This window comes from Klebsiella sp. TF21-TM (genome assembly GCF_019753495.1).
Lineage (GTDB): Bacteria > Pseudomonadota > Gammaproteobacteria > Enterobacterales > Enterobacteriaceae > Klebsiella > Klebsiella quasipneumoniae.
On the sequence record NZ_JAIJYL010000033.1, the window covers coordinates 44,268 to 54,700 of the forward strand.

Sequence of the window (10,433 nt, forward strand, 5' to 3'; positions counted from 1 at the left end):
ATCAGCTCCAGCCAGGGCGAGTCACTCAGTTTTTTTCCGCTTCCTCCAGCTTGCCGATTGCGTGTTGCTTCACTTTTTCCACTGCAGCCAGCAGTTCGGGGTTTTCATGGGCCTTCAGCAGCTCGGCTGCCGTGGGTTTAAACTCATCCGGAATGGCCGTTCCATCCGGCTGAACCAGTGCATCGATGACGATCTGGATGACTTGCTCCGATGCCTCGCGCGCTGCGCCAGCTTTTGCGGTTTCAGCCATTTTCTCTTCGTAGCTGATGAGGTAATCCCCGGTCAGGCGGCGGATGAATACGGTGGCGCCAAACAACTCGGTTTTAATGACGGTTGGCTCCGATTTAAGCAACGCGGATTTCAGCGTGGACAGGTAATCTTTGTCTTTCACAGGTAGTCCTTAAAAATAAAAAGCCACCCGAAGGTGGCGGTTTAAAAGTTAAGTTAATCAGGCGCCGCTGGTATCAGCGACGGTTCCCCAGGTGATCTTGTTCTGCTTACCCTGAACAGTGATCTGGATGACCTCATTCGCCGGAGCGGCGATTTCATTCATCTGCCACCCGGACAGCGCAAGGAGCATCGTCGCTGTTCGCTTGTTGGGTAATTCGACGTATAACTGGATGGTCTTGCGGGCCTCTGCTGCGTTCAGCAGCGCGGCAAAATCGGTATTGCCTGGATCATCAATAAAGCCCAGCGACTTTTCAGGCCCGTCAGGCAGATCGCTGATGGACTGTTTCTGCTTATCCAGTAACGTGGTGCAGTCGACAAAGCCCCCCGTCTGCCCCATTGCACCCAGCGCTTTACAGTTAATCAGCGGTTTCAGCGCTGACGTGGCAGCGCCAGGCTCCCCGTATTTCACAATGGTGCCCGCTGGCAACATCGCATATTCAGGTGAAGTTTTATCAGCCATGTTTCTCTCTCTTTTTATACGGCAGCGGATGCTACCTGTTTTCAATGCCGTTTCGGATTTCCACGGTTAACACGCGCAAAACGGTCTGGAGGTTGTAATCCAGGGCGGGTCGGATAAAGGGGTCTGCAACCTGTTTAACCGTGCCAAACTCCTGCGCCAGCGCCTTCATATGGTGCTGCTTGCTGGGGCCAACACGGAGCGTTACAACCGCGTTCCCTTTACCCTTGCGAGTGGAAGAGCGGATTTTGATTGAGTCCCGCATGTGCGGTCCGGCAGACGTTTCGTCAAAGCCGGCATGCTGCTTCATATCTTCCTCGACGACCTTTAGCGCTTCGCGCCCGGCATCCCGCAATACCTTTGTCGCCACTTTTTCGCCCAGGGCCGTTAACTGCCGCTCCAGCTCATCCAGCCCTTTAATTTCCATTCGGATCACGAGGAGTCCTCCACGTAGTGAATGATGAAATCGCGGGTCAGGCGATACTGAATGCGACGATTCGTCAGCTGGTTTTTATCCTGATGGATACCGCCTCGCTCCACATACTGAACCGGGATACCCTCCAGCTGGCCATGAACGACGGACTTCAGTTCCGTCCAGATTTTTTTATCCAGCTGCAGCAGTGAGGTGTAATCATCGAGACGGTACAGATTCACCTGGATACGGGCAGAGACGATCCCCGTTCGCAACATTCCCGAGACCATTTCCGGGTCAGAGATACGCTGAAAGGTCGCACCTTCCTGGACCGTGTCCGGCAGTAAAAGCGGATACGCATTCATGCCGGTGATGCGCTCCAGCGCACCCTTAATCGCCAGCTCTATCATGCCGCCCGTCAGCCTCCCCCGTGATAATGATCCGGTCTGTTTTGCGGTCGATATTCCGGACGGTATAAACCAGATTTTTCGTCGTGATTTTCCAGTCAATATCAACCAGCACACCCGGATAGACCGTAAACAGGCAGGTTTCCACCACCTGCTGCTGATCCAGCGTGCGGACTTTCCGCCCCGATACCAGCTCCCGTTTTGCCCACGCTTTTCCCGATTCAACCTGCTTTTCCGGTAGCGGTTCGCCCAGCGGCCCCCGACCGGACTGAACGTAGCTAATCGCAATGCGACAGTTCATATCACCCGGTTTCAGGCTCATAGCGTATGCTCCTGCAGGGGGAAAAGAAGATGCCTCACCGCAGCGGTTTCCAGCCACTGTCCGGTATGGCCATTCAGATACGCATCGCTGACCAGAAACTGAATGGCCAGCCGGATATCTTCATCCGCGATAAATCCGCGGACGGTCTCCGGGAGTGCCTGCAGCTCTTCATCACTGGTGACCAGCTTGCAGTAATAATCACGCTCGATGCTCCGCTGCGCGGCGTTCACCATTTGCGTGAGCATGGCGTCATGCTCCGTGAAATCCAGTTCCAGGCGTAGCTGGGTTTTCACATCATCCAATGTCAGTATCAAAATCGCTGTCTCCCGGCTTCGGTTTCAGCGCGCGTTCGGCATCCTTCGGCCATACCGCGATACGGCGCTTAACCAGCTCTTCGGCGTGCGATCCTTCAAACCACGCGATATCACCTCGGGAATAACGGCTATGCGGACCGAGGAACACAACGGATTTACGTTCTGCCTGTGCGACCACGGTCGCACGGTTATCCTGTGCGGTCTCGGTTGCATGGTTGTCCTGTACGACCGTTTCTTCCGGCTCCACTGCTTTATTTTTCGCAGCCATAGCATTCTCCTTAAAGGGAAAAGCCCGCATATGCGGGCTTTATTAACAGAGGGGGTGGGTTAGAACAGGACGCCGGTACCCAGCACCAGGCCTTCCGGATGACGGAAGCCGATATCGTGTTCGAGGACGACGCGGATCAGCGACTGGTTACGCGAGAACGCGGAAACTGGGTTACCTTCTGCATCGAGATAGGTGGCTTCTCTGGAGAAATCGACCTTCATGGAACCATCTTCACCGATGACAACATCATTGAAGTCGGCGAAATAAATTTCCGTTTCCTTACCACTTTCGCCCAGGTTAACCGGGATCGCGCTGGTATACTGAATCGGATAGCCCTTGAGCATACCCTGCGCCATTTCCGGGTAGACTTTGTTGCCGTTGCCGTCACGCAGGCCAAACAGCTTCATATAGGTACGGTTCGACATACCCCAGCCGCAACGGATCATCAGGCTGTTGCCATCCATCGCCATCAGAATAATCTTGTCCAGGTACTCATCAACCGTGTTCAGGTTGATCGTGGAACCCGCTTCCCACGGCAGCAGGCGGTTCCACTGCGTCGCACGCGACTTCATTCCAATCGGTGTATCGCCGGTACCGTCATCGCGCATAAACGCTTTATCCTCACGAACAGCGATGGCGGTCAGAATATCCTGCAGGACCAGCTGCTCAACGTTAAAACCGGCGCGACCAATCAGCTGGTTCGACATCGGGACCAGGGCGATCATGGTTTTGGCACTCAGTTTTACGTCGTCGAATTTTGATTCAGACGTCTTGGCATCCTTTCCTTCGCCGGTGTAGCTGGCCGTTGCACCGCCAGCCGAACGCGGTAACGTCAGATTGCCGTTAGGCAGCGGAACGGAGCGGGCACCCAGCTTACGGACAATGGTACGGTCGCTCAGCAGCTCGATGACTTCGTTTTGCATGTTCTCCGGGATGAGCGCTCCACCGGAACCCGCAGCGGTGGAAATGGCCATCGATACGGACTGGTCATTCAGCTCTTCTGAAGCGAATTTTGCCGCGTCCTGCAGATTCCCTGCGCCTGCGGCGACAGACATCACCAGTCGGGTCATGCCAGCACCGGTGTACTGTTTCGGCTCCTGCTTAACAATAATGCCGGGGGCCTGCTGAGTCGCTTTCACGGGTTTTGCGACCAGCGCCGCAGCACGTTCGGCGGCTTCCAGGCGTTCAATTTTGGCGCTGATATCAGTGAACTGCTGCTGCAGGTTCGAAAACTCCGTCATCTGCTCCGCAGTCAGCGTGCCGCCGCTGGCGTCAATGGTTGCCAGGGCCTGAACCTGTTCGTTGATACCCGCACGCTGACGACGCAATTCTTCAATATGTGGCATTTTATTTCTCTCTTTTTAGACATAAAAAAAGCAGCCTGCTGGCTGCTTAAGGTGACGCGGTTTGTGTTTGCGCCGGGTTACATTTTGGTTTGCAGGTCCATCGCGGCTGCCTGCATCTGAATGGAGGTTTTTTGACGGGGTTGCTGATACTTTGCCGCGATAGCATTGATCGCCGCCTGGGGGTCAGAGACTTCATCCGCCAGGCCGGCAGACACAGCGCCAGGGCCAAAATACAGCCCCGCCTGCGTATCAATGACGGCCTGCTGCTTCAGGCCGCGATATTCGGCCACCGACCCCGTAAACGTCTCGTACATTTCGTCGATCATGCCCTGGAACATACCCAGCGACTCTTCACTCAGTGGTTCATGTTGGGTGCCGTTATTTTTGTTATCTCCCCGGTAAATGGTGGTGAACGTCAGCCCCATTTTTTCTTCCATCTTCGACGTATCGAGGTGCTCCATGATCACACCAATCGACCCCACGCCACTGGTCTGGCTGACGATGATTTTGCTGCAGGCCGATGCGATGAAATACGCGGCGGAATACGCGCTATAGTTCACAATCGCCGTGATGGGTTTCGTGTCGCGAGACTGATAAATGTAATCGGCCAGCTCCTTGCACCCCACCGCTGCGCCGCCGCCGGAGTTAATATCCAGAACGATTTCGCTGATTGAGGGGTCGTTTAACGCCGCCTGCAACTGCCCGCGTATCCGCTCGTAGCTGGTCAGCTCGGAGCACATCGCCGTAATCTGCCCCCGGCGTGGAACGAGTATGCCGTGAACGGGGATCACCGCCACCCCGCCGGTGGGCTGGACCTGCTCAGCAGCAGGTGATTTACCCGGATTTAGCGCCATCTGAATGACGGTATCTTCGGTGATCCCCTGAATACGAGGGATGAGCACCGCTTTCACGGAGTCCATTGTTTGCCGCGTCACGTAATGCGGCACACCAAAGACCATATCTGCCAGGTGCGGCAGGTTAATTAATTTCGTTGTCATGTTGTCTTCCAGGTCATCCCGCGCGGCGGGAAATAATCAGGCTCTGGCCAGAAGGGTTTCGATTTCGGCCAGCTGTTTTGCTGTCGGCGACTTATCGCCAGGAAGGATCTTCGCGCTGTCGACCATATTGAGCGGCGTCAGGTATTTGTCCCCGCCAGCAATTGGCGGCAGATTCTCCATACGCCGGATATCGTTAGTGGATAGCCATCCCCACTGGCGGCCCAGCGCATAAGATTCATAGCGTGATTTCTGATCGCCTCGCAGCAGCCCGGAAACGTTGAACTCGATGTACAAATCGCGGCGTTCGCTGGGCAGAAGCAGATCGCGCTGCAACGCACCCTCATGGCGTTTCAGCCATGCCAGCAGCGTGTACATCACGAACTGCAGGCCCTGGTGCTCAATGTTGTTGTTGGTCGCTTTCGCCAGCATCTGCACCATATGTGGCGGGATTTTATAGAGCCGGCAGACCTCTTCCACGCCCCACTGCCGCGACTGTAGCAGCTGCGCCTTTTCGTTATCCTGCGACAGTTGTTTGTAGCTCATACCCTCCTGCAGCAGTGCCACAGAGAACATATTGTGAATACCGGAATGGCGCTCGGTCCATTTCGCCAGCAGGCGATCAATAGCATCCTGGCTTTTAATGGTCGCGGCTTCTCTCGGACGCTCTATCACTCCGCTCATCGTTGTCCCGCGCCGGAATGTCGCTGCCGCATGCTCCTCAACGGCCAAATTCAGTCCAAGAACATCGGCGTTCGTCTGAATGGGGGAGCTGCCGATATAGCCATCCAGAGAAAAGACCTTCACATGGTGCATCATGCGCATCGGCAGAATTTCGCCGACTTCCGGGAGTTGGTAATACGGCATACCGTCCGGCCCTTTCAGCACAATGACCTTTTTCGGGTTAATGGGGATCAGCTCTTTCGGGTAGCCTTTTCCGTCCCGTTCGATGATCGAGTAGCAATTTCCCTCCAGCCCCAGCAACCCCTGCTGCTGCTCAAAATACTCGAATGAGGTGTCTTTCCTGTTGGGCTGGGAGTGAATCAGGTCATAAACCGGGTGGTCCGTCGCACGCTGGCGCCCGCCATTTTTATCCCGCCGGTAAAGTTCGCACGGCAGCTGCGCGACGGACTCAGCCAGGAGGGTGACACAGGCCCGGACCGCTGAAAGTCCCAGAGCGGTTTCCGGCGTGATTATGATGCCAGTTTTGCTCTGGCTTGAACGAACCCCGCCCAGCATGGCTTCCCAGAGGCCATCCCTCGACTGCTGGCGCCCTCTGAACATTTGGGGGATAAACATTATTCACCCCCGTTAAATTTGGCACCGGCTGAAACCGCCCGCGCAGTTAGATATGACCAGATAAGACATATTGACCCACCCGTAATAAGACCGGCAGCAGGCAAAATCAACCAGGCTCCGGCGGATATGAGTACAGCCCCGGCCAGGCCAATAATGAAACTCAGAATTGTGATTAACACGCTATGTCTTCCTCATCATATACCGATGTGCCGCCGCTGCTTTCGTGCAGCATTGCGCGAGTCATGGCGTTAAATAACGCTGTAGCTCCATCGATTTTGCTTTGATTGTCTCCCTTTGTCGGGCGAACGAGATCATCGCTACCGGGTATAAATTTCCCGATAACATTGCTGATACACCAGGTCAGAATGGGATTGCCATCATGGTGGAATCGACCACCGGCCAGAGCCGCTTCAAGCTCTTTCATCGCCGGTGACATATTGGTGTAATCCTGCCGGATATCGACTACGGTAAATCCGTTGTCCTCCAACTGGTGGCGAAGTGCTGTTGCGCCGGCAGGGTCGATATCAATCTCGTCAATGCGGTTTTCGTCCTGCATATCGATAATACTGGCCAGAATCTCGCGATAGTCTGCCTCTGCTCCATCCGTCGCTTCCAGCACGCCCATTTCATAAAACTTCTGATACCTGTCAGCAGTTTTCAGCAGTTTTGGATCGGTTGTATGGATCGTGTCTTCCGGGACCCAAAATTTAGGTTTGATGCAGTAATAATGCCGTTTACCTTCAATTTCCCGCGTAAATAGCCGTATCCCGGCGTTCATATCCAGCTTTTTGGCGAGATCGAGACCGATATTGCAGCTGTCATTCGCAAAATCAGCCAGCTCAAGGTTGGGGTCTTCAGCAGCCTTCCACTGCTCCATGTTGTAGAACGCGGATTTACCGGATACCCAAATATTGAGGCGTTTGGTTTTGAAGGCGTTAACCTTGCGAGGAACCTGTTTCGCTACTTCCAGAAGCTCAACCAGGTCGCTGTACTTAACCGAAACGTCCAGATTTGGGTTAGCTTTGATTAAGTTTTTCGGGTCGGTCCAGTCATCGCCAGCATCCAGTTCGTAAATCATGCCAAACAGGCGATCATTACGGGTTATGCCTTCGATAACCTCTTTGACTTCCTTGTCCTTGTCATAGCAAGGGGACTCCAGTGACGAGCCGGCTGTCGTGATAATGAGCGTTAACGGCTGCGAACGGGCGCCCATCCCCATTGTCATGGCCTCGTACATATGATCCGTATCGTGTTCGTGATACTCGTCAATGATCGCGCAATGTGGGCTGTCACCATCGCCGGGTTTCCCCGCCATAGGTGCGAAAACGGAACCATCCGGGCGTGTCAGGCTGTCGGTCCATACCGAAATATCAAATCTGGAGCGAAGTGCCGGCAGGCGGCTGGCCATCTGCCTGGCTGGGGTGAAGACCTTTTTCGCCTGCGCCATAGTTGTCGCACCGCAATACACTTCTGCGCTGTTTTCGCCATCAGCGCAAAACATGTAGGTGCCAATCCCGGCAGCAAAAAACGATTTCCCGTTTTTCCTAGCTACCCGGATATACGCTTCGCGAAATCGGCGTTTTTTATCCTTTTTCGTGACCCAGCCAAAAATCGAACAAAAAATAAAACTTTGCCAAGGTTCCAGTTTTAATTTCTGCCCCGCCAAATCGCCACTGGAGTGCGGTAATTTCTGAACAAACCGGCAGGCCCGCTCAGCTAAATCTCTGTCGAACCGGTAAGGGTAATTGTTATCGAGTGATTTTTTTAAATCGTCAAAATGGCGCTGACATGCCAGCCGAATAGCTCTGCAGGCGACTATTTTCCCGTCTATGATATCCCGCGCATATTTGTTCGCCACATTGACGTTTGGATATGCGGCCATACTCCATCCTTAAGTCATTAGGGCCGCACCAAAATTAAAACTCGTCGAACTCACCGCTGGATTTGTCATTATCTCCGGGCTGTTTCTTCAGGATGCGGCTATTGGGGTCCAGCTTTAACACAACGGAGAGTCGAATTAATTCGCTGATATAACGGCTACGCGCCTTCACTGCCGCACCAAGTTTCTGACCGCCGGCAGCGGTATCATCACCAAGGCCATCGCTTTTAATTTCCTGGTTGGCGTCGTACAGCAGCTGCACGGTGTTGCAGTATTCCATCAGCAAATAACAATCTTCCATTTCGAACGTGCCACGGTTAATAAGAATTTTGCACGTCCGTTTCCAGGCATCGATAGCCATATCGCCCAGTAATTCATCCGGCGGAGAAACCGCTCTGGTTAAAGAACTAACCTGATTTCCAGTGTTATTCGATTTGCGTCCGCCACCAGGTGATCGCATCCCTGTACTCATTCAAAAGCACCCCAAAACAGCCAAAAAAAAGTTTTTATTTCTCACGCGCAAAAATCTACCTGAGGCGGCAGTCCCGAAGCGCGAAAGGGGTTAGGGATTTGATCCCCCCTACCCCATGGCGGTAGTTGCCTCAGTCGAGGTGGAAGTCGTCATTCAGGCTGCGCCGCCGACCGCTGCTCGCATTATGTGGGCAGGCATTCGAGTTATGCCCGGACTGGCCACAATAGCTGCAGCGCAGCTGGGCGCGACGCGATGAGCCGCCCCATGTTTTCGGGCAGTTAGCCCGCGTATGGAGACGTGAACCGCAATAGGTACAGCTGGTGTAACTCATCATGACCTCCAATAAAAAGCCACACTCGTGAAGCATTCAGCCATTATCACAGGCGCTCTGTGAGCGCCTGTTGTAATGCCTGCTGTCAGGACCCTGTTGCTGTAGCGGAGGTACCATCAGCCTGTAGCACGCTTTCAGGGAGGCGGGTATCCAGCTGAACACCATCGAAGATCTTCAGGCCATTGAAACCAACCCACGTTGAAGACTGATTTACATTGCCGGTAATGAAGTCAGTGACATCCGACATCAGACTACCAGTGACCGCTGGGGTGTTCTGTCGCCAGTAATTCTCAATCGCCACCAACAGAGGGTCAGAGCCATTCTTCGTGCTTTGCTCACCGACTGAATACGTTTTCTTTCCTGCCTTATCAGTGACACACAATAACTGGCTGCTTTGTACTGGCGAACCTTCTGTATCATTCACCTGTAGGGTAATAGTGGCGATACGGTTGCTATCAGCATCAGTAGTGGATGCATAAAACATAGAGATGGTCAGTTCATTACGATTAAACATTATTCGCTCCGGGAAGAATTGTTGTGGCGGTTACGCTTTCGTGGACGGCGTATACGCTGACTTTCGTCTGCTGCACGTGGTAGTACTTCCCCCTCATTGGTCGGTGGGGTATCAGTTGTGTTGACAGGCTCTGCTGCTGGTTCTGGCGAGGTTGCATACGGGCCACCACCGGACTCAATTTCAACCTTGAGGTGTGGCTTGGTCTTCATGGTGTGGGAAAAGTGGATAGCCGTAACGTTAAGCGGAAGTAAGGACACTCCGTCTTTTTCTAGTGTCACCAAATTACCGTTTTCATATTCAATTTTGAGATTTGGGGTGCTCATCGTGTTCTCTCTGTTGCTGTTTTCGCTCTATGGCAGGGCCAGCACAACGACTCCAGATTGGAATCGTCGTCTGTACCGCCACGCGCTTTGGGTATGATGTGGTCGACGCTGGTCGCTTTGGTGGCGATGCCATGACGCCGGCAGTTTTGGCATAGATATTTATCGCGCTGGAGGATTCTGGCGCGGCGGATTTCCCAGGGGCGACCGTAGCCCCTTTCATGCCGGCTTTTCCCGCCCTGGTAGTTGCGCCAGCCGTCGCCAGCATGTTGCTGCCGGTGAGCATCGCAATAGCCGCTGGGATTGTTGGTTATCGCCGCACACCCCCGGTGGCGGCATGGACGTTTAGACCGGGCTGGCATGTTTAGTCTGCAACACCATGATTTGACTATTCAGGCTTGCCAGTGCTGACTCCACATCGGATACGCGATGGCTTAATTTTCGATGGGCACCATACGTGAGTGGCGTTTTCATATTTTTCGCTCCGTTATCTGAAATAAAAAAACCACCCGTAGGTGGCGTTTTATTCATCTTCTTGTTGATTCACTTACCCGTGCGACCGTGGTCGCATGGCTTCTATTTTGCTGCTATGCGACCTATGGATAGTGCATTACGGGGCAGCCTTGCACTCTACTGTGGCCGGGGAT

The 10,433-nt window shown here is 53.7% G+C and carries 17 protein-coding genes; all 17 read right to left on the reverse strand.

From position 1 onward, the window contains the following. Positions 1–25: 25 nt before the first annotated feature. Positions 26–391 (reverse strand): phage tail protein, encoded by a 366-nt coding sequence (locus K5R89_RS23290; RefSeq protein WP_014228914.1) that lies wholly within the window; start codon positions 389–391, stop codon positions 26–28. Positions 392–448: 57 nt separating this feature from the next. Then, positions 449–910, reverse strand: coding sequence for a major tail shaft subunit (locus K5R89_RS23295; protein WP_039814684.1), 462 nt, complete (start codon positions 908–910; stop codon positions 449–451). Positions 911–941: 31 nt separating this feature from the next. Continuing rightward, entirely contained in the window at positions 942–1,343 is a 402-nt protein-coding gene (locus K5R89_RS23300; protein WP_032413529.1) for an HK97-gp10 family putative phage morphogenesis protein, read from the reverse strand. After that, positions 1,340–1,729 (reverse strand): hypothetical protein, encoded by a 390-nt coding sequence (locus tag K5R89_RS23305; protein WP_017880258.1) that lies wholly within the window; start codon positions 1,727–1,729, stop codon positions 1,340–1,342. Before K5R89_RS23305 ends, K5R89_RS23300 begins: the two co-directional genes overlap by 4 nt. Then, positions 1,710–2,048: a head-tail adaptor protein gene (locus tag K5R89_RS23310; protein ID WP_014228910.1), complete on the reverse strand. Its 339-nt coding sequence runs from the start codon at positions 2,046–2,048 to the stop codon at positions 1,710–1,712. Before K5R89_RS23310 ends, K5R89_RS23305 begins: the two co-directional genes overlap by 20 nt. Beyond that, entirely contained in the window at positions 2,045–2,362 is a 318-nt protein-coding gene (locus tag K5R89_RS23315) for a head-tail connector protein (protein ID WP_020317538.1), read from the reverse strand. The genes K5R89_RS23310 and K5R89_RS23315 overlap by 4 nt, the downstream gene beginning before the upstream one ends. Next, entirely contained in the window at positions 2,343–2,630 is a 288-nt protein-coding gene (locus K5R89_RS23320; RefSeq protein ID WP_032413530.1) for a hypothetical protein, read from the reverse strand. The genes K5R89_RS23315 and K5R89_RS23320 overlap by 20 nt, the downstream gene beginning before the upstream one ends. Positions 2,631–2,689: 59 nt before the next feature. After that, complete coding sequence (locus K5R89_RS23325; protein ID WP_032413531.1) at positions 2,690–3,976, reverse strand: phage major capsid protein; 1,287 nt, start codon at positions 3,974–3,976, stop codon at positions 2,690–2,692. A gap of 77 nt (positions 3,977–4,053) precedes the next feature. Beyond that, on the reverse strand, positions 4,054–4,974 hold the full coding sequence (locus K5R89_RS23330) for a S49 family peptidase (RefSeq protein ID WP_032413532.1): 921 nt from the start codon (positions 4,972–4,974) through the stop codon (positions 4,054–4,056). 36 nt (positions 4,975–5,010) lie between these two features. Continuing rightward, on the reverse strand, positions 5,011–6,270 hold the full coding sequence (locus tag K5R89_RS23335; RefSeq protein ID WP_032413533.1) for a phage portal protein: 1,260 nt from the start codon (positions 6,268–6,270) through the stop codon (positions 5,011–5,013). Next, complete coding sequence (locus tag K5R89_RS27810) at positions 6,270–6,449, reverse strand: phage protein (RefSeq protein WP_032408955.1); 180 nt, start codon at positions 6,447–6,449, stop codon at positions 6,270–6,272. Before K5R89_RS27810 ends, K5R89_RS23335 begins: the two co-directional genes overlap by 1 nt. After that, a complete protein-coding gene (locus K5R89_RS23340) occupies positions 6,443–8,152 on the reverse strand; it encodes a terminase large subunit (RefSeq protein WP_032413534.1) in 1,710 nt (569 codons plus the stop codon). Before K5R89_RS23340 ends, K5R89_RS27810 begins: the two co-directional genes overlap by 7 nt. Positions 8,153–8,186: 34 nt before the next feature. After that, a complete protein-coding gene (locus K5R89_RS23345; RefSeq protein ID WP_032408957.1) occupies positions 8,187–8,621 on the reverse strand; it encodes a P27 family phage terminase small subunit in 435 nt (144 codons plus the stop codon). Positions 8,622–9,037: 416 nt separating this feature from the next. Beyond that, complete coding sequence (locus tag K5R89_RS23350) at positions 9,038–9,469, reverse strand: hypothetical protein (RefSeq protein WP_172879402.1); 432 nt, start codon at positions 9,467–9,469, stop codon at positions 9,038–9,040. Next, on the reverse strand, positions 9,466–9,789 hold the full coding sequence (locus tag K5R89_RS23355) for a hypothetical protein (protein ID WP_071557828.1): 324 nt from the start codon (positions 9,787–9,789) through the stop codon (positions 9,466–9,468). Before K5R89_RS23355 ends, K5R89_RS23350 begins: the two co-directional genes overlap by 4 nt. Next, on the reverse strand, positions 9,786–10,148 hold the full coding sequence (locus tag K5R89_RS23360) for an HNH endonuclease (RefSeq protein WP_100097920.1): 363 nt from the start codon (positions 10,146–10,148) through the stop codon (positions 9,786–9,788). The genes K5R89_RS23355 and K5R89_RS23360 overlap by 4 nt, the downstream gene beginning before the upstream one ends. Then, positions 10,132–10,317 carry a hypothetical protein gene (locus tag K5R89_RS23365; protein ID WP_180297582.1) on the reverse strand — a complete coding sequence of 62 codons (186 nt, stop codon included), beginning with the start codon at positions 10,315–10,317 and terminating at the stop codon, positions 10,132–10,134. Before K5R89_RS23365 ends, K5R89_RS23360 begins: the two co-directional genes overlap by 17 nt. Positions 10,318–10,433 lie beyond the last annotated feature (116 nt).

Coding starts and splice junctions, on each gene's coding strand:
- K5R89_RS23295 (WP_039814684.1), bottom strand. CDS start 910: ATGGCTGATAAAACTTCACCTGAATATGCGATGTTGCCAGCGGGCACC.
- K5R89_RS23305 (WP_017880258.1), bottom strand. CDS start 1,729: ATGATAGAGCTGGCGATTAAGGGTGCGCTGGAGCGCATCACCGGCATG.
- K5R89_RS23310 (WP_014228910.1), bottom strand. CDS start 2,048: ATGAGCCTGAAACCGGGTGATATGAACTGTCGCATTGCGATTAGCTAC.
- K5R89_RS23320 (WP_032413530.1), bottom strand. CDS start 2,630: ATGGCTGCGAAAAATAAAGCAGTGGAGCCGGAAGAAACGGTCGTACAG.
- K5R89_RS23325 (WP_032413531.1), bottom strand. CDS start 3,976: ATGCCACATATTGAAGAATTGCGTCGTCAGCGTGCGGGTATCAACGAA.
- K5R89_RS23330 (WP_032413532.1), bottom strand. CDS start 4,974: ATGACAACGAAATTAATTAACCTGCCGCACCTGGCAGATATGGTCTTT.
- K5R89_RS23335 (WP_032413533.1), bottom strand. CDS start 6,270: ATGTTTATCCCCCAAATGTTCAGAGGGCGCCAGCAGTCGAGGGATGGC.
- K5R89_RS23340 (WP_032413534.1), bottom strand. CDS start 8,152: ATGGCCGCATATCCAAACGTCAATGTGGCGAACAAATATGCGCGGGAT.
- K5R89_RS23345 (WP_032408957.1), bottom strand. CDS start 8,621: ATGAGTACAGGGATGCGATCACCTGGTGGCGGACGCAAATCGAATAAC.
- K5R89_RS23355 (WP_071557828.1), bottom strand. CDS start 9,789: ATGAGCACCCCAAATCTCAAAATTGAATATGAAAACGGTAATTTGGTG.
- K5R89_RS23360 (WP_100097920.1), bottom strand. CDS start 10,148: ATGCCAGCCCGGTCTAAACGTCCATGCCGCCACCGGGGGTGTGCGGCG.
- K5R89_RS23365 (WP_180297582.1), bottom strand. CDS start 10,317: ATGAATAAAACGCCACCTACGGGTGGTTTTTTTATTTCAGATAACGGA.